General features: G+C 31.1%; 21 protein-coding genes and 1 pseudogene. 12 read left to right on the top strand and 10 right to left on the bottom strand.

The genetic code is table 11. From position 1 onward, the window contains the following. Positions 1-8 precede the first annotated feature (8 nt). From OF897_RS08905 to OF897_RS08885, 5 genes are all read left to right on the top strand, one after another. Entirely contained in the window at positions 9-647 is a 639-nt protein-coding gene (locus tag OF897_RS08905; RefSeq protein ID WP_175621123.1) for a vWA domain-containing protein, read from the top strand. Positions 648-828: 181 nt separating this feature from the next. Continuing rightward, positions 829-1,875, top strand: coding sequence for a TerY-C metal binding domain-containing protein (locus OF897_RS08900; protein ID WP_323809038.1), 1,047 nt, complete (start codon positions 829-831; stop codon positions 1,873-1,875). Then, positions 1,876-3,234 (top strand): PP2C family serine/threonine-protein phosphatase, encoded by a 1,359-nt coding sequence (locus OF897_RS08895; protein ID WP_267265346.1) that lies wholly within the window; start codon positions 1,876-1,878, stop codon positions 3,232-3,234. A 16-nt stretch (positions 3,235-3,250) separates the two neighbouring features. Continuing rightward, positions 3,251-4,063 (top strand): hypothetical protein, encoded by an 813-nt coding sequence (locus tag OF897_RS08890; protein WP_267265345.1) that lies wholly within the window; start codon positions 3,251-3,253, stop codon positions 4,061-4,063. Positions 4,064-4,076: 13 nt separating this feature from the next. Continuing rightward, entirely contained in the window at positions 4,077-5,588 is a 1,512-nt protein-coding gene (locus tag OF897_RS08885; protein WP_267265344.1) for a helix-hairpin-helix domain-containing protein, read from the top strand. A gap of 179 nt (positions 5,589-5,767) precedes the next feature. Here the strand turns inward: OF897_RS08885 and tyrS are convergent, their stop codons facing one another. The 3 genes from tyrS to OF897_RS08870 form a co-directional block, all read right to left on the bottom strand. Continuing rightward, positions 5,768-6,967, bottom strand: coding sequence for a tyrosine--tRNA ligase (gene tyrS / locus OF897_RS08880; RefSeq protein WP_267265343.1), 1,200 nt, complete (start codon positions 6,965-6,967; stop codon positions 5,768-5,770). A gap of 212 nt (positions 6,968-7,179) precedes the next feature. Beyond that, complete coding sequence (locus OF897_RS08875) at positions 7,180-8,043, bottom strand: GLPGLI family protein (protein ID WP_267265342.1); 864 nt, start codon at positions 8,041-8,043, stop codon at positions 7,180-7,182. Positions 8,044-8,134: 91 nt separating this feature from the next. Beyond that, positions 8,135-8,677, bottom strand: coding sequence for a leucine-rich repeat domain-containing protein (locus OF897_RS08870; RefSeq protein ID WP_267265486.1), 543 nt, complete (start codon positions 8,675-8,677; stop codon positions 8,135-8,137). On the opposite strand from OF897_RS08870, the gene OF897_RS08865 reads away from it, so the two are divergent. Beyond that, the gene (locus tag OF897_RS08865; RefSeq protein ID WP_267265490.1) at positions 8,634-8,807 is read left to right on the top strand and encodes a hypothetical protein; all 174 of its coding nucleotides are present in this window, start codon (positions 8,634-8,636) and stop codon (positions 8,805-8,807) included. The genes OF897_RS08870 and OF897_RS08865 overlap by 44 nt on opposite strands. 26 nt (positions 8,808-8,833) lie before the next feature. Here the strand turns inward: OF897_RS08865 and OF897_RS21595 are convergent. The 4 genes and pseudogenes from OF897_RS21595 to OF897_RS08845 form a co-directional block, all read right to left on the bottom strand. Continuing rightward, positions 8,834-9,166, bottom strand: a pseudogene (locus OF897_RS21595) (leucine-rich repeat domain-containing protein); the annotation flags it as partial. A gap of 217 nt (positions 9,167-9,383) precedes the next feature. Further along, entirely contained in the window at positions 9,384-10,199 is an 816-nt protein-coding gene (locus OF897_RS08855; RefSeq protein WP_267265340.1) for a hypothetical protein, read from the bottom strand. Between the two features lie 143 nt (positions 10,200-10,342). Continuing rightward, entirely contained in the window at positions 10,343-12,010 is a 1,668-nt protein-coding gene (gene asnB, locus OF897_RS08850; protein ID WP_267265339.1) for an asparagine synthase B, read from the bottom strand. Positions 12,011-12,324: 314 nt separating this feature from the next. Further along, complete coding sequence (locus OF897_RS08845) at positions 12,325-13,989, bottom strand: GLPGLI family protein (protein WP_267265338.1); 1,665 nt, start codon at positions 13,987-13,989, stop codon at positions 12,325-12,327. 118 nt (positions 13,990-14,107) lie between these two features. On the opposite strand from OF897_RS08845, the gene OF897_RS08840 reads away from it, so the two are divergent. Further along, the gene (locus OF897_RS08840) at positions 14,108-15,064 is read left to right on the top strand and encodes a hypothetical protein (RefSeq protein ID WP_267265337.1); all 957 of its coding nucleotides are present in this window, start codon (positions 14,108-14,110) and stop codon (positions 15,062-15,064) included. A gap of 32 nt (positions 15,065-15,096) precedes the next feature. Here OF897_RS08840 and OF897_RS08835 read toward each other — a convergent pair whose 3' ends face one another. Beyond that, the gene (locus OF897_RS08835) at positions 15,097-17,370 is read right to left on the bottom strand and encodes a WG repeat-containing protein (RefSeq protein ID WP_267265336.1); all 2,274 of its coding nucleotides are present in this window, start codon (positions 17,368-17,370) and stop codon (positions 15,097-15,099) included. Positions 17,371-17,473: 103 nt separating this feature from the next. Continuing rightward, on the bottom strand, positions 17,474-18,679 hold the full coding sequence (locus OF897_RS08830) for an RsmB/NOP family class I SAM-dependent RNA methyltransferase (RefSeq protein WP_267265335.1): 1,206 nt from the start codon (positions 18,677-18,679) through the stop codon (positions 17,474-17,476). Positions 18,680-18,886: 207 nt separating this feature from the next. Between OF897_RS08830 and OF897_RS08825 the strand changes: the two genes are divergently transcribed. Next, positions 18,887-19,219, top strand: a complete 333-nt coding sequence (locus tag OF897_RS08825) for a zinc ribbon domain-containing protein YjdM (protein ID WP_267265334.1) — start codon at positions 18,887-18,889, stop codon at positions 19,217-19,219. A gap of 287 nt (positions 19,220-19,506) precedes the next feature. Here the strand turns inward: OF897_RS08825 and OF897_RS08820 are convergent, their stop codons facing one another. Then, positions 19,507-20,442: a sulfate/molybdate ABC transporter ATP-binding protein gene (locus OF897_RS08820; RefSeq protein ID WP_267265333.1), complete on the bottom strand. Its 936-nt coding sequence runs from the start codon at positions 20,440-20,442 to the stop codon at positions 19,507-19,509. A 73-nt stretch (positions 20,443-20,515) separates the two neighbouring features. On the opposite strand from OF897_RS08820, the gene OF897_RS08815 reads away from it, so the two are divergent. The 4 genes from OF897_RS08815 to OF897_RS08800 all read left to right on the top strand — a co-directional run bounded on the left by OF897_RS08815 (position 20,516) and on the right by OF897_RS08800 (position 25,272). Next, the gene (locus tag OF897_RS08815) at positions 20,516-21,175 is read left to right on the top strand and encodes a YceI family protein (RefSeq protein WP_267265332.1); all 660 of its coding nucleotides are present in this window, start codon (positions 20,516-20,518) and stop codon (positions 21,173-21,175) included. Between the two features lie 414 nt (positions 21,176-21,589). After that, a complete protein-coding gene (pheS, locus tag OF897_RS08810) occupies positions 21,590-22,600 on the top strand; it encodes a phenylalanine--tRNA ligase subunit alpha (RefSeq protein ID WP_267265331.1) in 1,011 nt (336 codons plus the stop codon). Between the two features lie 294 nt (positions 22,601-22,894). Continuing rightward, entirely contained in the window at positions 22,895-24,634 is a 1,740-nt protein-coding gene (locus tag OF897_RS08805; RefSeq protein WP_267265330.1) for a sensor histidine kinase, read from the top strand. Next, a complete protein-coding gene (locus OF897_RS08800; protein WP_267265329.1) occupies positions 24,631-25,272 on the top strand; it encodes a response regulator in 642 nt (213 codons plus the stop codon). The genes OF897_RS08805 and OF897_RS08800 overlap by 4 nt, the downstream gene beginning before the upstream one ends. Positions 25,273-25,298: the final 26 nt, after the last annotated feature.

Here is a 25,298-nt window from a genome sequence, read left to right as displayed (position 1 = left end):
CTGTTATAATGAACAGAAGATTATTAGCCTACTTTTTATTGGATACTTCCGGCTCTATGAACGGCGAACCTATTCAAGCGTTGAATAATGGTTTCAATGGATTAATTTCTATGCTACGTTCAGATCCTCAAGCGATGGATACGCTTTATTTAAGTGTGACAACTTTCGATCGTGAAGTAAAAAATATTATTCCGATGATTGATTTGGCGAGTTTTCATCCAATGGAAATTACTTGTCCGGATAGTGGTCCAACTCATACAGGAGCGGCTTTGGAATTGGTTTCAGCGTTGCTTCAGGTTGATTTAATTAAAGGTTCTACAGAAGTAAAAGGTGATTGGAAACCGCTTCTTTTTATTTTTACTGATGGGAAACCTTCAGATATTCAAAAATACAGACAGATGATTCCTGTAATCAAAAATATGGATTTTGGGGTGATTGTTGGATGTGCAGCAGGTCCAAAAGCTGATGAAAGTTTCCTGAAAGAATTGACCGATAATGTAGTAAAACTCGATACAACCGATGCTGCAACCTTATCATCGTTTTTTAAATGGGTAAGTTCATCCATTACAATGGGAGGGAAATCTCAGGGAACAGGCGAAAGCATTAGTCTTCCACCACCACCATCAGAACTGAATATTATTATTTAAATCTGTCACTAAAAATTATAAAAAAATCAAACCATTAAGATGATTTAAAAAGTTAAGTTTAATTAAGAAAAATCAAATAGATTTTTTAAAAGCAAGTTGCTAAAAGCGAAGCTAAAACTTAATATTCTTAAATCCTTAATAGAACCTTAATGGTTAAATTTAAAATCTTCTAAAATTAAAAATGATGAGAAGACTTCCCATTTATTTTTTGGTAGATATTTCCGAATCGATGATTGGTGAACCGATTGATCAGGTTCAGGAAGGTATTTCAACCATTGTAAGAGAACTGAAAAAAGATCCGTATTCCTTAGAAACAGTTTGGATTTCCGTTGTTGGTTTTGCAGGAGAAGCAGAAGTAATTACACCTTTACAGGATATTATTTCGTTTTATCCCCCGAAAATTCCCGTAGGTAGCGGAACGTCTTTGGCAAAAGGTCTTTTCAAAGTGATGGAATGCATCGATAAAGATATTGTAAAAACTACTTACGATAGAAAAGGCGATTGGAAGCCTCTTGTTTTCCTTTTCACAGACGGTGTTCCAACCGATGATGCACAGATTGCCATCGAAAAATGGAATAAAAACTATCATGGAAAATCAAATACAATTGCCATTTCGATTGGTGATAATACTAATCATAAACTTTTAGGAACGCTTTCAGATCACGTTTTGTTATTTAATAATAATTCAGAAAATTCATATAAAGAATTTTTCAAATGGGTGACAGATTCTATCAAAACAACAAGTCAGAGTGTAACGGAAGCAAACAAAGACGGAATTAATTTATCTAAAATCGATCACAGTATTTTAGAAAAAGTTGATCCTGAAATGCAGCAACGATTTCCCGACAATAATTTTGTTGTTTTAAGTGGTAAATGTTCAGACTCAAAAAAATCTTATTTAATTAAATATAAAAAAGCATACACTGATTCAGGAATTGCAGGAATGCAAACCCGATATTACCGACTGGAAGGAACATACAGAATAGACGATGCTTCGTATTACCGACTTTCTTCGACACAGAAAACCAGTCAGAAAATTTCGGTGGAAGAACTTCATGGAAGTCCGTCTTGTCCGCATTGTGCCAATCCGATTGCTTTAGCAACCTGTTCGTGTGGTGGAATTCATTGTTTAAAAGGCGAAGGCTACAATGAATGTCCTTGGTGTGGAACTTCAGACTACTATGGTTTCAGCAATGAAGGTTTTGACATCAACCGAACTTTAGGCTAAATGGAAAAGACAATCAGGCAAATTTTGAAAAATCACAATATTCATGATAGTAAAACGATGGATAAAGTGGTTTCAAAACTTTTGGCTCAAACGGAAATTCAGAACAATTTAGAGTTGATTATTGAAGCTCAGAAAAAGATTATGCAGGAAGCAATGATTTATAAAGAAAGAGAAGAATTTGCTGATGCATTTTTTCCGATTACCAATGCACATTCCAAGAAAAAATACGAATTTGTTTTTCCGATGGAAGAGTTTCCTAATATTAAAATTAAGGATATTTCAGGGTTGGAATTGGCGGGTTTAAGCTTTGAAGAAAACAAGATTAAAGGAATACCTTTTGAAAGCGATACTTACGATTTAAAAATTGAGTTTTTTCATATTCAAGACGAAGAAAAATCTGAATTTAAAAAAGCACAGCTTTTCGTCAATGCAGATCCAAAAGATTTATGGAAGAATATTCCGTCTGATAAAGAAGCGCCGTTTCATAAAGAAGATGAAGGCGTATTTAAAGGTCAATTTTCAAATAAAAAAATTGTGGTGGCTTCCAAAAGAGGTCGTTCTCATGCGCACGAAGGAAAATTCAGAGATGATGATTTTGCGGTAGATGAATTGCCAAATTTCTGGAATATTGTTTCGGTTTCCGATGGTGCAGGTTCTGCGCAATTGGCGAGATATGGCTCTGAAATGGCTACTCAATCGATCAATCAATATTTTAAGAAAGCAGAAGTTTTAAACGAGCTTGACTTTAATTTAAATGAGATTTTCAACTCGGATAAAAATGATTCTGAAACGAAACAAAACATCATAAAAATTCTGTATGAAGGTGTTTCCGATACTTTTAAAACTTTAAAAGAAAAAGCGGAAGAGCATTTTGTGACTTTAAAAGATTTGCACTCCACCTTAATTTTCGCTTTGGTTAAAAAGTTTGACTTTGGATATATTATTTTTACTTTTGGAGTAGGCGATTGTCCGATTAACCTGATTAATGAAGATTTTTCTGAGGTAAAATTATTAAATACAATGGATGTCGGCGAATTCGGAGGCGGAACCCGATTCATCACAATGAACGAAATTTTCGATGAAACTATTTCTTCACGTTTCAGAATTATTCATGTTAAAGATTTTTCTAAACTGGTTTTAATGACCGACGGAATTTATGATCCTAAATTTATCACCGAAAACAAATTGGAAGACATTGAAAGCTGGAAAACTTTTTTTGAAGATTTGGATGGCAAAAATGATGATGAAGCAAAAGTAGATTTTCAAAACGATGAAAACATTGATGAACAATTGCTTTCCTGGATGGATTTCTGGAGCAAGGGAAATCATGATGACCGAACTTTGGCGGTGATTTATTAAATAAAAAATAAATGAAATGAAGTTGAAAATTATAATTTTAGTTTTAATAATTAACTCTCTAACTATTTTTGGACAACAATATGAGCCTTTAGATCTTGCCCAAAAACTTTTTTTAACTGATTTTCCCGATGTGAAAAAATATATAAAAGATGAATTTGAAGGACATCCAAATAAAAATGACTTAGGAAGTAATGTAAAATTAGATTTTAAAACACTAAGTCAAAATGATAAAACAGCAGTTGTAAATATTACTGTAATTGATAGCTTAGGAAAAGGATTTGATACGTATTTACATTTTGAAAAAGATAAAACATGGATGATAACTGCTTATCGAGCTCTTGCACAAACTGGAATTTTGCAACAAATGGTTCATGAATTTGAAAAAATGTCTGAAAAGGATAAACAAGATTTATTCAAAATCGATGAATTAGGAATCAAAAACCAAATAGATTTAGACAATACAATTGGAAATACAAAACTTACATTAGAATCAGATGATAATATTATAAAGTATTTTAATGATAATAAAACGAGGTTCGAAGATTTAAAAGAGAAAATAGAAAAATTTAGTAAGGAAAATCCAAAATTGTCTAATAAGGAAATTAGTAAACATTTTGAAAAAGAATTAAAAAGTTTATTGATTGGAAATTATGGAAATTTTTATTTTCCTTGTGATAGTTGCTTTACATTAACAATTGGTGGAATGATTGATAATACTGTAGGATATTTTTATAATACTGAAAAATCAAAAATTCCTGAAATGAATCCAAGTCGTGTAATTATGATTAGAGAAATAGGTAATGGCTGGTATATTTTTAAAACCACATAATTAATTAGATATTATGAAAAAAACAACCTCCGTTTCCTCAATTTTAGACACTACAAAATCTTATGAATATGTAGATGAAAACCCTGTAAAAGGCGGGGTGAAAGATGTTTATTTTTCGCCTGACAGAAAATATGTAGTGGCATTTTATAGAACTCCTTTAGAGAACGAACAAAAAGAAAGAATCAAAAGAATTGTTTCGACCTATTTGGTGAATATTCAAAACGGAAATGCTTCGGAATATTATTTGGATGAAGTTTTCAGATGGCCTTATGATATTGTTCAGAAAAATAATTTAACGGGAATTGTGGTTCCTATTTACAATCAGAAATTCTTTTTTGCGAAAGGATATTTTGGCTCAGATAATATCGCAGGTGGCGATAAAGTGGGGAAGTGGTTTACGGCTCCAATGTTTAGAAACCAACATTATCCGCTTCGCTTAGATAAATCAGAATTGGGAGATTGGCTAAGTTATTTCCAAATTGCGATCAACATCACCCGTGGAATTAAGAAATTACATCAAATGGGTTTGGCGCATTCGGATCTTTCTTACAATAATGTTTTAGTAGATCCGGTTACAAAATCGGCTTGTATTATTGATATTGACGGATTAGTTGTTCCAAAATTATTTCCGCCCGAAGTCATCGGAACTGCGGATTTTATTGCTCCGGAAGTTTTAAAAACAAAACATTTACATCTGCATGATCCCGGAAGACAGCTTCCGAATCAGAAGACCGATCTTCATGCTTTGGCGGTTCTTATCTATATGTATCTTCTTCGTCGTCATCCTTTGCGAGGCGGAAAAATTTGGGATCTGGACTCTGAAAAAGATGAAATACTTTCGATGGGTGAAAAGGCTCTTTTTGTAGAACATCCAACAGATTCTTCCAATAAAGTACGAACTGAATATCTTAAAAAATGGGATACTTTTTGGGGTGATCCAACTAAAATTCCTTATACGATTACCGGTCCTTATTTATCGGAATTGTTTAAAAAAGCATTTATTGATGGGCTTCATGATCCAATTAAAAGACCTTTGGCAAATGAATGGGAAACTGCTTTACTGAAAACGGTAGATTTAATTCAGCCTTGTCATAATCCTGAATGCAATGAAAAATGGTATGTTTTCGATAATACTCAAACTCCAAGATGTCCGTTCTGTGGAACTTCACACAAAGGAAGTTTGCCTGTTCTCGATTTGTATTTTAAATATGATGATGAGGTTTGGAAGCCTGAAAATCATCGATTGATGGTTTATCATAATCAGTATTTATTTAAATGGCACGTTTCAAGAAAAGTGATTCGTAACGAAAGTCTTACTTTTGAAGATAAAAAACCGGTCGGATATTTTACTTTTTATCAGGATAAATGGGTTTTGGTGAATCAGACTTTGACTTCTATGAAAGATTTAACCGAACAAAAAGAGATTCCGCCCAATTCAATGGTTGAATTGTCTGAAGGCAAAAAAATATTGCTTTCTAATGAAGAAGGCGGAAGAATTATTTATGTGACGATGGCGAATCAGTAAAGGATAATGTTTAATTGAAGAAAGTTTTTAACCATTAAGAAATATAAAAGTTTTGTAGAAAAGAATTATTAAGAATTTGACTTTGTCAAATAGTAAGCGCTACGCTTAAAAATATCTAAGATATTTCCTTAATTCATCTTAATCACTTAAATTTCTTAATGGTTTAATTGTTATTTGATTTAAAACAATTCAAAAAAATCTCTTTTTCCAATCTTAATTTTTGTCAGTTTTAAGAATTCAATCTCTGCATTTGAATCTGTAATTTTTACATTGTTAATTTGAATTCCTCCGCTTTCAATTAATCTTCTGATAAAAGATTTACTTTTGTTGTTTTTTAATTGGTGGCAAAGCTCAATCATGCTGATTTTTGATTGGTTTGGAAATAAAGATTCAATAGCAATTGGTTCAAATACTTTCTCTTCAAAATTTTTGTTTTGAAACTGATTGATGAAAAACTGTTCAGCAAGTTCAGCCAATTCTTCATTATGGTATTGAGAAATAATATTTTTAGCAATGATTTTTTTGATGTTCATCGGATTTTCACCATCAGTAATTCTCAATTTTAAATTTTGCTTTTCTGCGTTTGAAAAATCAGTGGTCAAATCAATAAATTCATCAATCAGAGAATCAGGAATCGACATTGTTTTTCCAAACATTTCGTTCGGTTCGTCTGTTAATCCGACAATATTGTTGAGCGATTTACTCATTTTCTCTTTTCCGTCGAGTCCTTTCAATAAAGGCATGCACATTATAATTTGTGGTGACATTTGATGAGTTTCCTGTAGTTGCCTTCCCATCGTACAGTTGAAAAGCTGGTCGGTTCCACCCATTTCAATATCTGCTTCAATTTTTACGGAATCAAATCCTTGTAAAATTGGGTAAACCAATTCATGCATTGCAATCGGAGAGTTTTCAGAAAATCTTTTGTTGAAGTCATTTCTATGCATCAGTTGGGCCACTGTAACTTTTGACATCAACTGAATAACTTCTGAAAAATTCAAAGAATCCAACCAATCAGAATTGAAAACAATTTTCGTTTTTTCTACATCAATTACTTTTGAAAGCTGGTTGATATATGTTTCTGCATTATGCTGAACTTCTTCTTTGCTTAATGGTTTTCTAGCTTTGTTTTTCCCGGTCGGATCACCGATTCTTGCCGTAAAACTTCCTACAATAATAATGATTTGATGTCCTAAATCCTGAAACTGTTTCAGTTTTTTCAAAACAACAGCATGTCCCAAATGTAAATCCGGAGCAGTGGGATCAAAACCAAGTTTGATGATGAGTTTTCTGTTTTCTTCTTCGGCTTGTTTTAGTTTCTGTTCCAAACCGTTTTCTGGTAGAATAATTTCTACATTTTCTTTTAATGTGTGTATCATTTTGTTGAATTTTAAGCATAAAAAAGCCCGAACAAATCTGTTCGGGCTCTTTAATATTTTAGTTTAAATTTTATTGAATTTTAGGTATAAAAAATACTTCCCGAACGATAGAACGGGTAATAATAAGTACTGAAAAACGGTAAACGTAAAATGCTGTTTAAGTGTTTCATTGTTACAAATATAGGATTTTAGATTTAAATCAAATCATCAATTTACTGACAATCATTCTTTAGCTCAATCGGATTTTCAAAGCTCTTCAGAAACTCTCTTGTTTTTGTGTCGTAATTTTCACGGTATTTTTTATCATTCGGATTACCACCACCAATTGTATAATTTGCAGTCCACGCATCAGTGTTGGGCTGAGTTTGATAATTGAAAATAGAAGAAGGTTGTTTTTTATAGTCTTCCCAAATTTTCTGGAATTTTTCTGAGCTCAATTTAATGATAGTATTAGTTCCAAAATTTCGTTCTGAAATGTCATTAGCTTCTTTTGTGATAGATTTCATTTCATACAGAAATTCGTTCTCTGAATCATTTATTTTTAAAATTAAACCGGGTAAACCAAAGAATTTATAAGGTCCATCCTGAACGGGAATTTCAGAAGTAAACCATGCAGTCCATTTTCTGCCACCAAATTCAGTCGTTGCTTTTTGTATAGAATAACCCAGGAATTTGTCTTTGGCGGAATTTATTTTCCATTCTATTTTACAATTATTTTTTGCGATAAAAAGCTTGTCGTAAAGTTGTTTTTCAAACTGAATTTCTTTGTTGGTGTAATTTTTAGAAACGATTTCATTAAATTTTGATTCTCCATATTTATAATTGAATGACATACTTCCTTGCCCGACTTTTTTAAAATCATTTACAGTTTTAGTTTTTGTGGAATCACTTTTAAATTTAATGTAGGATAAAAAATCAGATGTTTTATTTTCATTCATTATCAAAGCGAAATCTTCATGCAAATATTCAGTTGCGTTTTTCTGAGGTTTCCATTTAAAATCATAAACGGCTTTGTAAGATTGTGCAGAAAAAGCTAAAAATATAAATAATGATAGAAGACTAAGTTTTAATTTCATATTAAGGTGAATTTTGTTCTTCGCTAATATAAATAAAAAGCTTCGAAAATCAATGTTTTCGAAGCTTTTGTACTTTGTAAATTTACTTTTTTTAAATTCCTATATAATTTGCATTTTTCCAAGACATATCATTAGATTTTTTATATTCTTCAATGGCTTCTTTAGGAACGTAGAAAGTTTTTTCCCTGCCTATCTGGAAAGCTTCAGACATATAAACGGGTTTCTTTACGAGGAGCGTAATTTTAGTTAAAAGAGGGCAGTTTGCAAATGCCCAAGTATTTATTTTTTCAACAGTTTCAGGAATTGTAATTTCTTTCAGGTTTTTACTTGTATTAAAGGCAGAGGTTGCAATGTTTTTTACTGTAGAAGGAATTGTGATTTTTTCTTTTGCCGGAGGAAACTTCAGTAGAGTAGATTTTTCATGGTCATACAAAACATCATCTTCAGTAGAAAAATTCGGATTGAGTGGGTGAACTGTGAATTTTTCTAAATTTTCTGCATTTCGGAAAATATCCCAGCCAATTGTTTTTATATTTTGATGAATATTAAGTTCTTTCAATGCTTTGCAATTATCAAACGAAAATGTAGGAATGTCTGTCACGGAGAAGGGAAGTTCAATTTTTGATAAAAATATGCAGTTTTCAAATGTGGTTGGAAAAAATTTTTCTACGGTATCTGTAATGTTGATTTCTGTTTTTGTATCCGGAACTTTTAGCAATGTTTTAAATGATTTATCATACAAAGCTCCGTCTTTGGATGCATAGAATTTATTTTTAGGATCAACCGAAATTTCCTGAAGCGAAGAGCAATAAGAAAATGCATCAGGACTGATAAATTCTACATTCTCCGGAATTATAATTTTTTTAAGTTGATGACATTTAAAGAATACAGCGGTTTCAATTCTTTATAGAGATTTTGGTAAATTTATCGATGCAAGATTCACGCATTCTTCGAAAGCTCTAATGTCGATTTTCTTTATAGTCTCAGGAAGCTTTACAGAAATAAGTTGCGTTGAACCCATAAAGCTATCGTAGCCTAAAGCTTCAACAATAAATGTTTTATTCTGAAAAGCAATTTTATCAGGAATGACAATGTTTCCACTGTAATTACCTTTAGTAACCATTACTTTATTATCGTCAGTTATTTGATAATTTATATTGTTCACTGTGTAATCCGTTGACTTTTAATAATGATAAAAGTGAGCAATAAAAAGATGCTTAAATATGTTCTCATAAGTTTTATTTGAAAATTAAAAATAAGAAGATTTGAAATTATTTTAAAATATAAATAAAAAACCCTGAAAGTATTATTTTCAGGGCTTTTCTTAAGATTGAATCTTATTATTTTCTTGGTTTTTCTACTCCAATCCACGCTTCGCCTTCTCTTTTTACCTGGCTTAAAGTGAATGTTTCAAAATCATCTGTTTTATACTCGATATTGTCTTTATTTTGCTCGAAAGGCATGATGTAATAAAAATCTTTATCTGTTTTATCCGCCTTGCTACCTTTTTTCATGGTAGGCATATATTTTTTCTCAAATTTATACTTCGGAAGATATTGTTTTACAGAAGCATAAAATTTAGCATTTTCCTTTTCGTTTGGAATAATATCAACGATTTTAAATTTGTCGTTTTTCTTATCAACCCAAAGATAATAATTAGTTTCCTCGTGAGTTTTCTTGTTTAAAGAAGTAAATCCGAAGAATTCTTTTGGAACCAATTGCTTGATTTTTTCAGCATCTACTTTTGTGAAATATTCTCCTTGAGAAGGATCTACATACGTTTCAAGGTTTAACAATAATACCTGATTATTCTGGAAATTTTTGTTTTTGAAATACTGGTCTAAAGATAATTCTGCAGTTCTTCTTAATTCTTTTCCTCTGTCATCCAGCTTTTTAGTAGGGTTTTGAGGATTTACTTTTTTCACAAAGTTGTACAAAACCACAGGCTTTATATCTGCAAGGTGAGGATAAGTTTTTAGCTGTTCTGCTTTTACCAACCAATAATATTGTTGATAGTAATCGTCTTTATCTACAGGTTTTACAGTTTTATAAGTAAGCGCGAGTTTTTTAGAATTTAGAAATTTTCCGTATTTACCTTGTCCGAAAGCTAAGCTTGTACATAGTAAAGCAAAAAAAATAGTAATGTTTCTTTTCATTTTACAACAGAGATTATTTTTATTTTCCAAATATAATTATTTATTAGATAATAAGTTTAATACTTAGTTAAATTATGCAAATATTATTGATTTTATTGAATAAAAAATCCTGTACGAATACAGGATTGATAAATTTCTATAAATTAATAAGAAGTTTCGTGTACTTTCACGGCTCTTCCGCTTGGGTCGTTCATCTTTTTAAAAGCTTCGTCCCATTCCAGTGCAATCGGGGTAGAACAAGCTACAGAAGGAACCGATGGAACAGTTGCAGCAGAAGTTTCACTAGGAAAATGCTCTTCAAAAATCGTTCTGTAACGGTATTCTTCTTTGTTCTGTGGTGTGTTTAGTGGAAATCTGAATTTTGCATTCGCCATCATTTCATCCGAAACATATTTTTCAGCAATATCTTTCAGCGTGTCAATCCAAGAATAACCGACTCCGTCTGAAAATTGTTCTTTCTGTCTCCACGCAATTGATTCAGGTAAAAGATCTTCAAAAGCTTTTCTCAAAACCCATTTTTCAATTTTTCCTTCTTCTCTGCGAATCATTTTATCTTCAGGATTTACATTCATCGCAACATCCATAAATTCTTTATCCAAAAACGGAACTCGCCCTTCAATTCCCCAACTCATCAGAGCTTTGTTGGCTCTCAAACAGTCGTATAAATGAAGTTTGTTGAGTTTTCTTACCGTTTCATCGTGAAATTCTTTTGCATTCGGAGCTTTATGGAAATATAAATATCCACCAAACAATTCATCTGCACCTTCACCAGAAAGCACCATTTTAATTCCCATCGATTTAATAACTCTTGCTAAAAGATACATTGGTGTAGAAGCACGAATCGTGGTAACATCGTAAGTTTCCAAATGATAAATCACATCACGGATTGCATCTAAACCTTCCTGAACCGTAAAATTAACTTCATGATGAACCGAACCGATATGTTCCGCTGCTTTTTTGGCTGCTGCCAAATCTGGCGAACCCACCAATCCAACTGCAAAACTGTGTAATCTCGGATACCAAGCTTCCTGAGTATCGCCACTTTCAATCCTCTGTCTTGCAAATTTTGCGGTAATTGCAGATATAATTGATGAATCTAATCCGCCTGAAAGCAAAACTCCATAAGGTACATCGCTCATTAATTGTCTGTGAACGGCATCTTCCAAGCCTTTTCTGATTGCCTGAATATCTGTAACATTATCTTTTACCGCATCAAAGTTTTCCCAATCTCTTTTGTACCATTGTTGAAGTTCGTTCCCTTCAATGTTATATAAATAATGTCCGGGTAAAAAAGTTTCGATTTTTTTGCATATTCCTTCTAAAGCTTTTAATTCTGAAGCTACATAATAATTTCCTTCCCTGTCCCAACCTTGATAAAGCGGACAAATTCCCATATGATCTCTCGCAATGAGATAAATATTGTTTTCGATATCATACAATGCGAAAGCAAAGATTCCATTCAGTTTTTCAATAAAATCTTTTCCATATTTTTCATAAAGAGCAAGAATAACTTCACAGTCAGATTTGGTTTGAAACTCGTAATCAGGAAATTCTTCTTTCAGTTCTCTGTGGTTATAAATTTCACCATTTACGGCAAGAACAATTTTTCCGTCTTTAGAAAACAATGGTTGCTTTCCGGAAGTTGGGTCTACAATCGCTAATCTTTCATGTGAAAAAACAACTTTTTCATTTTGAAAAACTCCACTCCAATCGGGACCGCGATGACGGATTTTTTTAGACATTTCCAAGACTTGAGGTCTTAATATTTCGGTTGACTGTTTTGCGTCAAATAAGCATACGATTCCGCACATTTTGTAATTATTTGATAGCAAAACTAAATTATATGTTTAAAAATTACAATTAAAATTTACTAATTGTTAATATTTTTAATTATTAATTTTATTTTGGTTTAAAATTTAAACTTTAAGTACTCGAATCTACCTTCAAATAAGAATTTTTTTCACTTGAAAATAATTCTTTGCTTCGATAAGAAGCTTTTTTGATTTTTTTTGAAAAATATAATAATTAATTAAAATATTTTTCTTTACTTTGTCGCTCGAAATAATTTTTTTTCATCATTTGTGTTTTTACCTCCTTGTAATAATATTGCAAGGAGGTTTTGTTTTTATTCGGTTCCTAATAAAACTCCTGAAATATTCCATGCACTGAAGCTTGTTCCTTCCGGTTCTCCTTGCGGAATTCTAACCTGAATGGTGTGTTTTCCGGCTTTTAACTCTCCTAAAGAAATAAAGTTAGGATTGGTTACCGTTCCGGGACACCAGTTTGAGCGGCTTAAATCTGAAGATGACAATCCGTCCGGAAAATTTCCTGAAGCGGGATTAAATAATCGATAAGAACCACATTCTGTTCTCCAAGGTGTAAATGAAAAATTTAATTTTCCGTCCAAATAAATCGAATTGGCTTTTGGAATAAATTCGTCGCCATTTTCCCAACCTCCATGTCCGGTTGTGATGTATCTTAGCTGAGCGTTTTTTAAGTCTTTTTCTAAATTAAATTCCACGAAAAGTCCTTTATCATTATTAAACATCGTCGCATAATCCTGTCCTGCCATTTCCATGATATTGGTTGTGTTGAAAAGCGGAATCACTTTATTGTTTTTATTGACGATTTGTTCGCTGTTGTGAATGGTAATGTCTAAACTTACTTTATGACCGCCTTTGTCGTAATTTCCGATGAAAGTTCCAATCCAGATTTCTTTTTCAGAAAGGGAAGGTTTCAATTCTGTAATATCCTGACGAAACGGACTAATCGTTTGCCAAGTTTTATCTTTCAACTCAATGTGATTGAATTTGTTAATTCCGAAAGAAGTAAAAAATCGCATCAGTTCCACTGTGGGTTGATAATTTTGATTGGAAATAACACCGTAATATTGTTTTCCGTTTCCATTTTCGTAAACTGGAAGTGTTTTTACACCTTTTTCCAAACTATCAAAAAAAGTCTGTGATTTTTCTTCAGGAATGAAAAATACAGTTCCCGTTCTGTCGTATGCGTCGCCGTTTGATTGTTGTTTTAATTCCACAAAAATGTTTTCACCTTGAGAAATTTTCGGGAATTTTATCTTTTTTAAAATAATCGTTCCGTTGGCAAATCTTTTAATATTTTCATCAGACTTTGATTGGTCTGAAAAATTGATAATTTCGTTTTCAAAAACATTTAATGTAGTAAATCTGCTTTTCCAAAGTAAATCTCTGTAGCTCAGTAAATCTGTTGTAGGAATATTTTTGTTGATGATTTTTTCTATTCCTGATGTTTTAATTCTCTTTACTGAAACTGCTGTTGTCGCAGAATTACCGTTTCTTTCAACCTGTAAAACCATGCCTAAATTTTGTCCTAAACTTGATGGTCCGCCTTTTAATTTTAAATCATTCGTGTACCAAACTTCAATGGTGTTTGAGTTGATTTTGGTAACCGCTTTTTTACAGTTGTAGCCTAAAATCTTTTTAGTTTGTGTGGTTAATTCAAATTCCTGTTTTGCTATTGATTCTTTATCTGAGGTTGAAATTGCTTCATTCGGCTTTAAAAACGCATAAGAAACAATTGTATTGGAAGGTTTTTCAATCTTACTGATTTCAAAAGGGAAATCGCTTTTCTGTTCTTTGATTTTTGTATTTAAAATGAAATTTTCATTCTCATTGACCCAAACAATTATAGGATTTTGATTCGGCTGAACTTTGCCGTTGTACGAACTTTCATATTGAATTTCATAGGTCTGAGAAAAACTGAAAATAGATAAACAGATAAAAAAACTTGCTAAAATAGATTTAAACATAATGAATTGATGGTTTTTACAAAGATAATCGATAGTTAATGATTTGTCAAATCTCTTTAGTTGGTTTACTTGTAAAATATTATTTTTAGAATTTCGTTTACAGCTTAAACTAAAAAACATGAAACCCTTTTTCTCTTTAATTATATTTTTAATTTTTTCACATAATTACACTGCTCATAAAACCAAAGTAAAGATTAAAAATTATGGAAATGTAAAAACGCTTTATATTTCTGAATTTAATTTTGGCGATAAAACTGTCTCTGCGGAAGAATTGAAAATGGAAATTTTAGGAAAGTTATCAAAGCAAATCGCTGATAAACTTGGTTTTAAAGATACTATTATGCTTGAAAGAAAAACCTATATGTATCCTAATAAAAGTGATTTATTTATTGTTGAACAGAACGATGCAAATTACAAACTTTTGAAACTTAGCGAAGGCTACGAAAAAATGGAAGGTGGAAGTGGGGTTGCAATAAGAATACAAAGTTTGAAAGTTGATATTAAAGATGTTCTGAAAATGGTTGAATACGCTATTAAGAACAAGAAAAAACTCAATAAATCATTAATCCCTGTAAACTACTTTTATAATGATGATAACCAAATTACAGTTCTTGCTAATTCTCATGAATTTATCCGAAAAATTATTGAAAAACAATCAGATTTTATTGATGAAATAATTAAAAGTGAGTTCGAGTTGCTGAATAATGGTTTTATAAAAACCACAATTTCATGGAAGAACGGAGAGTTTATATTTGGGTTTAATGATGTTCCGCCAACAAATGGAAATTATTTAAAGCTTGAAACTGAAAAGTATTTTATAAAAGACTTTAAATATTATATTGAAAATATCTGGAATGATTTCTTTGTTGTTTTTCATGATTCAAATCTTTTTACATACTTTGATGGAAGGGAAGGAAATACTTCTTCACAAAAACTAGACGAAAACATCAGTGATCATTATCCTTTTAGATTAAATAAAGATAAAATATCAAATAAAATTTTATTGATTCCATTTAATAATGAAGGTTTTTATATCTATAAAATCAACAAAAAACTACTCCAAAAAATAGAGTAGTTGATTTGTGAATTACAATAAAATTTAAATAATTAATTTTCTGCATTTCTGATTTTTTTTCCGGATTTATCAATGATAATATATTGATTCCCAATTTTTGCTCTTGCTTGATAAGTATCAATAAAAGGCCATGCTTCGTCGTAAATGTTATTGATAATTAGCTGATTAAATTTATCGATATATCCCCATTTTCCATTAAGTTTTACAGAAGCCAATTTATTGTTGAAGGGAGTTCCTTCTTCATATTGAAAATTAATTTTCATATTTCCGTTTCTGTCCGCAAAACCAACTTTGTTGTTGAGCTTAACTAATATTAATTCATCATCACCGTCAATGTATGCGTTGTCACTATGATAAATTTTCTGGTATTTTGGCTCCAGAAGAATCTTTCCTTTTTCGTTAATCAAGCCATATAGATTATTTTTTTTAACAATGGCAGTTTTATTAGAAAGAAAGGATATATCATATTCTGAAGGCAGAATAATATTGTTTTCGCTATCGATTAATCCTTGGTTTTTTCCGTATCTGCTGGTTTTTATAATGCCTTTTGAAAATTCTTCATAATTATTTAAAGTGAAAAGTGTGGCGATATTTTTTTTCACATCAATCAAATAATTTTCAGTGGAATATTTTCCTAAAAACAATCCGCTTTTATCTAAAAATGAAAGAGACTCGAATCTCGGTGACATCATTTTATTGTCAACAATATTGATTAAGCCTTTTTTAGAATTTTGTTCGATTAAAACAGCGTTGTCAGATTTTTTTTCATCGTAAATTTTAAAATTACTGTCGCTTAAACTTAATTTTTTCTCAAGTTTTAGATTATTGTCGAAGATATCGATGTTGTTTTCTGATTTCCCGATGATTTTATCTTTCTTAAGAATTAATTCTTCGTAAATGGTTTTCAAAACAGCATTTCCTGCAAAATCGAGTAATCCTTTATTGTTATTTTTATTAATAACAATAAAATTTCCAAGAATGGAAACATCATTAATGTCTTTTTCTAAAGTCTTTTTTGTGCTGCAATTCACCAAAGAATAGGTTCCATTATTTTCCAACGAAACAGTTATTCCTTTTATATTAAAGCTAAATTTTGTAGGTTTCTCAGGTTGAGATTTATTACCTTTTTTATCGATATAAAAATTTTCATTGCCGATTTGTACTCTTGCCAATCCGTCTTTGAAGTTTTCCGCAGAATCATATGTTGGTTTCAGGATTACATTTCCTAATCTGTCTGCAAAACCAAATTTGCTATTTTCTTTTATAATTGAAAGTCCTTCTCTGTATTCTTTGTTATCAAAGGTATTTTTAAAAATAACATTCCCTAATTTATCTTCATACACTTTATTGCCTTTGTAATCCATAAATCTGTACCCTTCTTCAAAAGGGAATTGATAATAGTCTGAAGCTTCACCTCTTTTATTGATAAAAAACCATTTTCCATTTTGCTTTACCTGTCCATGTCCATTATTAAATATTGAAACATCTTCATAAATAAAATCTAAAACCTGTTTCCCTTTTACATCAAAAATACCAAATTTATCTCCTTTTTTTACCGGAACCATTCCGTCAAAAGCTGGATGAATCTGATCATATTCCAAAGGGATGATGATGTTTCCACGGGAATCTATCAATCCGTATTTGTTATTCTTAGAAACATTGGCAACACCTTCTCTAAAGATAGATTGATAATCATATATTGGAGGAATAACTTCTTTTCCGGTTTTATCGATAAACCCCCAATATTTAAAATAAGAAACTGCAGCAAGTCCTTCTGAAAATACACCGCCTGAAATATATTTATCAGTAGTAATTTTTACATTTCCAAATTCATCAAGATAAGTCAGTTGATATTTATTGGTTTCGTTGTTGTAATGCTGTTTAGAAAGAAATAATCCTTCAGAAAATGGTTTACCATATATGTCAAAATTCAAAATTTTGTATGCAGGATATTGTTGATAACTGTCTTTGTTGGCGTTTGCTCCAAAAAATGTATTGCAATTGGTACTTCCATCATAATTAAAAGCGTATTTTTCTGCTTCTTTTTTAGCAAAAATACCTTCGTTTGTAAGATAAATTTCATCATAGATCATCGGAAGAATATATTTCCCCGATTCGTCGATAATACCATAATATCCATCTTTAGAAATTTTGGCAACTCCGTTTTTATATTCACTAATCCAAAAGTTTTTACTTTTTTGAATAAACATTTTATTTTTTGCATCATAATTTCCCTCAATTTTATTTTGAGCGAAATTCAAAACAGAAAAAAGTGTGAAAAAACTGAGTAGTAATCGTCTTATCATGATGTTTCAATGGTTTTTACAAAGGTAAAATTTTGATTTATTTTTAATAAAAAAACTACTCCAAAAAATAGAGTAGTTCATATATAATATTCTGAAAATTATTTTAAGATAATCTTTCAATCAAAGCCATGTAGAATCCGTCGTAACCTTCACTTGGCATTACTTTTTCGTCTTTGATCATTTTGTAATTAGGATTTTTTTTGATGAACTCATCAACCTGCTTATTATTTTCTGAAGGAAGAATAGAACAAGTTGCATATACCATTTTACCACCAACTTTCAGCATTTTAGAGTAATCCTGAATAATTTGTTGTTGCTCTTTTTTAATTCTGTCGATAAAATCTTGATCGATTTTCCATTTGCTGTCCGGATTTCTTTTTAAAACTCCCAAACCAGAACATGGCGCATCAATTAATAGTCGGTCAACTTTATCATGAAGACGTTTGATAACTTTCGTGTCAGTAATTACTCTTGTTTCAATGTTGTGAGCTCCGGCTCTTTTAGCACGACGTTTCAATTCGGCTAATTTCCATTCAAAAATATCTAATGCGATAATCTGACCTTTATTTTGCATCAAAGCAGCCAAGTGAAGGGTTTTTCCGCCTGCACCTGCACAAGCATCTACAACTCTCTGTCCTTCTTTTACATCAAGAAAATAACCGATTTTTTGTGAAGAAGCATCCTGTACTTCGAATAAACCTTCTTTGAAAGCAGTTGTAAGAAATACATTTTTCTTTTCTTCAAGTTGTACTGCATCAGGATAATTTCTTACAGTGAAAGAAACTACATTTTCGTCAGCAAGATCAGAAATAAGCTCTTTTGGAGTAGTTCTTAAAGAATTTGCTCTCAAAACAGTTGGAGCCTGTTCGTTCAAAGCTTGAATTTCTTTTTCCCATTTTGGTCCTAATTCTTTTTCTAAAGTTTCGACAAGCCATTCAGGGATAGAATGTTCAATTGCTTTTGTGGGAACAGTTCCTTTTTTAAGTTTTATAAGAATGTCGGCAACTTTAATTCCGTCAAATTCTTCAAATTTTTTGTAATTGGTTTTGCTCCAAAGTAAGTAAGCGAGAATCAGCTTGTAGATATTATTGGGTTTTATACCTTCACCCATGTAATATTCAAGACGTTTTTTCCAACGGATAATGTTATAGAAAATCTCAGAAACAACGGCTCTATCTTGGCTTCCCCATTTTCTGTGAGCTTTCAAAAGTCTTTCGATTACTTTATCTGCGTATTTGTTTTTTTCGAAAAATGTTTCCTGTAAAGCATCGTGAATACCGATTGCAAGGTTTCTGTGAATTAATTCCATAAATTGCTGTAAGCTGTTTGAATCTGCAAAAATACAAATTTATGTTGAGAGTTAATGATTTGTAATTATGAGTTATAAATTATGAGTTCTGAGTTTAAATAAAGTTAAATTTAGACTAATTGATTTTTACTTTTGCCTAACTTCTAACTTCTAACTTCTAACTTCTAACTTCTAATTCAAAAAACTACCTTTGCAAAAATTAATAAAATGAGCGACGCAGTTATTTGCCCGAAATGCAGTTCTGAATTTACGTATGAACAAGATGATTTAATGGTTTGTTCACAATGTTTCCATGAATGGGATCCTAAAGAAGTTGGAAATGAAGATAAAATTTTAGACATCAATGGAAATGAACTTCAAAATGGAGATTCGGTAATTGTAATGAAAGATCTTCCCGTAAAAGGCGCTCCAAAACCTGTAAAAGCAGGAACTAAAGTTAAAAATATTCGTTTAAGACCAAACAGCGATCATAATATCGATTGTAAAATTGATGGATTTGGCGCAATGGCTCTGAAATCTGAATTCGTTAAGAAAGCTTAGTTTTAAATAATGTTGATTTTTGGCAATTGGTTTTAACTTCAAATCTGATTGCCAATTATTAATAAAAAAAGGAAAGAATTGGACAGAGTACTCTTTCAAAGACCTGATTGCTGAAAGCTAATTTTGGTCTGGAAGTCAGAAAAAGAATTAACCAAAAATTTCCTTATGTTGTCTTACAAATGTAGAGATTTATTCTATAAATGATTTGATAAATCACTGAAAATTATCCACATACTAACATTAAGCAACATTTTATTTTATTTGAAATTTAGATTTAAAATAAATTACTATTCAAAGGTTATTTTAACAAAATTTTCAAGCTTACGATTACTAAACATCACCATTTCTTTATTCTTGAATTTTATTTTATTCCAAAAATGATTTCCTGCAAATCTACTTTCTAAAACTTCGGCTTCAAAACCATTTTCAGAAATTTTAATCTGATGCGGATAATAGAAAAACCTTGAAATCTGCAATTCTGAAATTTCATTTTCACTAAAAATATTTACTTCCCCGAAAAGTTTAGCAACATAAGCATTGTAAGGGTTTTTATAAGTTTCTTCAGCGGTGTCATTCTGAATTAATCTTCCGTTTTGCAAAACGACAATTTGGTCTGTCCATGCAATAATATCCTGCAGTTCGTGTGTAGAAATCACCAAAGAGATATTATTTTCTTTCACATATCTGAATAATTTTTCACGAAGCTCAATTTTTCTTGCAAAATCAAGATTACTGAAAGGTTCATCGAGTAAAAGCAACTTAGGAAGGACGGAAAGTGCTCTTGCAATGGCAACTCTTTGTTGTTGCCCGCCACTCAGGTTTTTAGGCAAAACATTCGCAAATTCAACCAAACCAACAACATCCAAAAGTTCTAAAACGGTTTCTTTTTTCTTCGCCAAATTAATATTAGAAATAAACTTCCCCACATTGTCTGCAACAGTTGCATAAGGCATTAAATCAAAGTTTTGGGCTACAAATTTCATGTCAGCTTCTCCAGGAACAAGATTTCCTTTTGGACCCATTAATTTTGTGCCGTTAAAAATGATTTCACCCTGATTCCAGTCGTGTAATCCGTAGATAAGACTTAATAAAGTAGATTTTCCGCATCCGCTTTCTCCTGCCAAAGCAATGATTTTACCTTCATCCAATTTTAGATTAAAATTTTGAAAGAGTGGTTTTTCCTGTGAATGAGAAAAATATAAGTTGTTTACCTCTAATAGCATACTGCAAAAATAAGGGTTTTTAAAGAAGACTGGTATAATTTTAGTAATTTAGCCTTGCAATAATTATATCAAAATGAAAAAAAGATTATTTTCTCTCGCTATTCCTGCACTTTTTACTGCTTTTGTCATCATTTCTTGTTCTAAAGAAAAACCTCTTACAAGTGACAGTAATGAAGTCACAACTACAAAAGACGGAAGTAAATTTGTTTTGGATACCTTAAACAGTAATGTTGAGTGGAAAGGCTACAAAGTTTTTAAATCTGATAATACAAGTCACTTCGGAACCATTAAATTTGAAAGTGGCGATGTAACCGTAAAAGACGGAAAACTGGAAAGTGGAAAATTTGTTGCAGATATGTCTTCGCTAACTTCAGAAGATTTAAAAGACAAAAAAGATGATTTAGCTAAACTAAATGGTCATCTTAAAAGCGCTGATTTTTTTGAAGTTGAGAAATTCCCAACTGCCTCTTACGAAATTACAAAAGTAAGTCCATCTTCAGAAGGTGATTATAATACTGTTTTAGATGGAAATTTAACGGTGAAAGGAATTACAAAACCTGTACAATTTAAAGCAAATGTTGCCGTAAATGGGGTAGAAGTAAGTATTGCAACCGAGCCGAAAGATATTATGAGAGAAGAATTTGGGGTTAAATTTCAGTCTCCTGCTGCAAATGGTGTTATTAAAAATGAAGTGACGCTTCAAATTAAAGTAAAAGCTTTAGAGAAAAAATAATTTAAAATTATTAGAAATCTGATGAGTAAGGTAATTTTAATAATCAGTATCGGTTGTCTCATTTTTTTATTGAGTCTACAGGTTTTATATTATGTTTCTTACAGCAATCAGATTATTCAATTTTTTGGTGAATTACTTACAATTCCATCTATTTTATTTGCGGTTTTTGGATTTTTCTTTAGTTTGGTAAATGTATTTAGAAAAAAGAAAGAGTATTTTCTAATTCTTAGTATTAATACAATTACTATTTTAATGTGCATTGTTGCAACAGTTTTAGACTATAAGTAATTAAATTTTAAATAATATATATTGAATCTGTTTCACCCGAAACAGTTTTTTTTATGATAAATTGAAACAGATTTTTAAACTGAAAACCGTATTTTTGCAAATACATTTTTTTGAAAGGGTAAAACAATGATTGAAAAGATAGAAGAATTGCTGGCTGAAGTGAATGGTTTCAACACGACAAGCAAAGAGGAAATTGAAAACTTCCGAATCAAGTATAATGGGAAAAAAGGAGTTCTGAATGATTTTTTTGAAAAGTTCAAAGAAGTTCCTAATGACCAAAAGAAAGATTTCGGACAGAAAATTAATACTCTGAAGCAAGCGGTTAATGTAAAGTTGGAAGATTTAAAAAACGCTTCTGCTTCTTCTATTATTTTAGAAAAAGATGACCTTACAAAACCTGCTTTTCCATTAGATTTAGGATCAAGACATCCTATTAATTTAGTGAAAAACAGAATTATTGATATTTTTAAATCAATTGGTTTTGCCGTTGCAGACGGACCAGAAATTGAAGACGATTGGCATAATTTTACCGCACTAAATCTTCCGGAATATCATCCGGCGAGAGATATGCAGGATACTTTTTTCATCGAACAAAATCCTGATATTTTGCTGAGAACGCATACTTCTTCAGTTCAAATCCGTTACATGGAAGAAAATGAACCGCCAATCAGAATTTTGTCTCCGGGAAGAGTTTTCAGAAATGAAGCGGTTTCTTCTCGTTCACACTGTATTTTCCATCAGATTGAAGGTTTATATATTGACGAAAAAGTGAGTTTTGCGGATTTAAAGCAGACGATTCAGTTTTTTACTACTGAGCTTTTCGGGAAGTCTAAAATCAGAATGAGGCCTTCATATTTTCCCTTCACAGAACCGAGTGCAGAAATTGATGTGTATTGGGGATTAAACTCTGAAACAGATTATAGAATTACAAAAGGAACAGGTTGGTTGGAAATTATGGGTTGCGGAATGGTTGATCCTGCTGTTTTGAAAAACGTAAATATCGATTCTGAAAAATATTCCGGTTATGCTTTCGGAATGGGTATTGAGAGAATTACAATGCTTCTTTACCAAATGAGCGACATCAGAATGTTCTACGAAAATGATATAAGAACGCTAGAGCAGTTTAAATCCTTATAAATTTAAGCTTTAAAATAAATTAAAATCCTGTGAAAATTTCACGGGATTTTTTTATTAACTTTATAGAATCACTTAAAGTTGATAGTGAATTATTTATTAATAATCAGTTATTGAAATGCAGATAATAATTTGCACTTGTAGGGATTGAGATTTTGAGATTTTTCTAATTCTTTGCATTGGAATTTGTTTATCTAAACAAGGTGATAATTTTGCTAAAATGTTTAATTTTGTAGTCTGTTATCGGAGTTTTTGATCTGAAACTGATTACGAAACAGCTTTAAAATACACATTTATATGAAGCCAAAAGATGACCGTCAAAAATCGTTGAGTTTTAGATTTAGAAAAATTGTTCAGTATTCTCTTATCTTTTGTATTCTTTTAATTCAGCTAATTATAGCGGGATATTTCTATAATGAATTTGTAAACAGAAAGAATTTAGCTTTCATCGAAAAACAATTGAAAGAAGTACAGTCATTGGAAAAACTGACGGACAATTCCCGAAAAGAGCTTTTGAATGCACAAAATTTTCTTCAGCAATATCTTACTAATTCCGAAGAAAAATATTTAGATTCTTATTTTAAATCTTTGGATAAACTTGGTGAAAACTTTGATCATATCAATCGTTATGAAGCTAAATATCCAAGATTAAAAAATATTGTAACTATACAAAAAACAGATTCTTTAGGAGGCAAGAACCTAAAGTTGTTGATTGATTCTACTTATCAGTATTCTACAAAATCGAATTTTAGAATTCCTAATTCTTTCCCAAAATTAAAAAAGTTTGACACCGATTACAATTTGGATAAATACGATTTTAATGTAGAAACCAAAACATATGCAGATACTGTAAAGAAAAAAGGACTGTTTGGAAGGTTAGGTGATGCAATTTCCGGGAAAGAAAATGTGCGTAAAGAAAGTACGGTTATCACCGTAAAGCAAGGGAAAACTCCTGAAGCAGCTGCAATAAAGGCTGATATAGACAGTATCATGAATTTGGTTCAGAATCATTATTCCGGTCAGGTAAAAAAAATTCAGGTAAAAGTTGTTGAAAAACAAAATGATAGCGGTAAATTTTATACCATATTTAATAATCTCCTGATTTACAGTAATGGTGTAATGAATATTTATGATGTTGCGGTAAAAGATTCGAAATCAGATTTAGAAAAAGAATACGCTCAGCAAAATTCTGAGAACAATAAAATCAGAACTTATCTTATTTTGGGAGCGATGATTTTAATGTTTATTGTTTCGATTTTAATTATGTATTTCACGAGAATTGCGTTCATCTATGAAAAGCGTTTGAATGCAGCAAATCAACAAATCAAGGAAAACCTAAATTTTAAAAACAGAATTTTAGGAATGTTGAGTCATGAATTAAGATCACCTTTAAAGATTATTGGAATTTTCATCAGAAAAATCAACAAAAAAACAAACGATGATAGTATTAAAGAATATTTGAAATCAATCAGTTTTACCAATGATACTTTGTTGATGCAGGCAAACCAAATTTTAGAATATACCAAAAATCAGCATGTAGAAAATAAACTGCTTCCTATAGTTTTTAACCTTAAAAATGAAATTGATTCAATTTTAACTTCTGTAGAACCTTATATTGAGACAAGAAATAATAAATTTGTTGTTGAAGAAAATATAAATCCACAAATTGAAGTGTATTCTGATAATACGAAAATCAATCAGGTATTTATGAATATTCTCGGTAACGCCAATAAATTTACTGAGAACGGACAAATCACAGTAAAGACAAAAGCTGAACCGATTGATGAAAACAGAGTTTCGTTAACTACACAAATTATCGATACAGGAGCAGGAATTTCGAAATCTGATTTGGAAAAAATATTTGAACCTTATTATCAAGGAGTTTTATCTGAAGATGTCGAAAATTTAGGTGCAGGTTTAGGATTGAGTCTGTGTAAAGAAATTGTAGAATTATACTCAGGAAATATCTCTGTCGACAGCGAAAAAAATGTAGGAACTACAGTGAGTTTCACAATTAATTTGAATATTAATAAATGAATAATTTAGAGTCTAAAACAATAAACTTTTTACTTGCAGATGACCACAGCCTCATTAGACAGGGTGTGGAATTTCTGATTGAAGAGCTTGATTTTGATGGTGAAATTTTTCATGCATCAACTTTACAAAAAGTTTTAGAAACTATTGAATCACAGCAATTGGATATTGTTGTGATTGATGCTATTTTCCCTGATGGAAATAGTCTTACCATCATTCCTCAAATAAAAGCTCTTAAGCCTGAAATAAAAATTCTTGTTTTTTCTGGTGTTGACGAAAATACTCAATCCATTAAATACATTAATGCTGGAGCAAATGGTTTTCTTACTAAACTTAGCGAAGAAGACGAAATAAAAGAAGCCATTCTTAAAATCCACAATGCAGGAAGATATATTTCTTCAGTTACTCAGGATTTATTAATTAATTCGATGCAGAATAGCAATACAAATCGATTAAAAAATCTTACCGAAAGAGAATTTCAGATTGCAGAGCTTTATGTAAAAGGTTTGGGCAATTTAGAAATTGCCTCGCATCTCGACATTAAACAAAATACTGTAAGTACCGTCAAGAAAAGGATTTTCGATAAGCTAGATATCGAAAACATCGTGGAACTCATCGAATTAATGAAAAACAATCATTAATTTTTTTTAGCTCAATTTTTTCCGAC

The organism is Chryseobacterium formosum, from assembly GCF_026460885.1.
Classification (GTDB): domain Bacteria; phylum Bacteroidota; class Bacteroidia; order Flavobacteriales; family Weeksellaceae; genus Chryseobacterium; species Chryseobacterium formosus.
The sequence above is the reverse complement of the archived record's forward strand: the minus strand, read 5'-3'. Positions and strand labels throughout refer to the sequence as shown.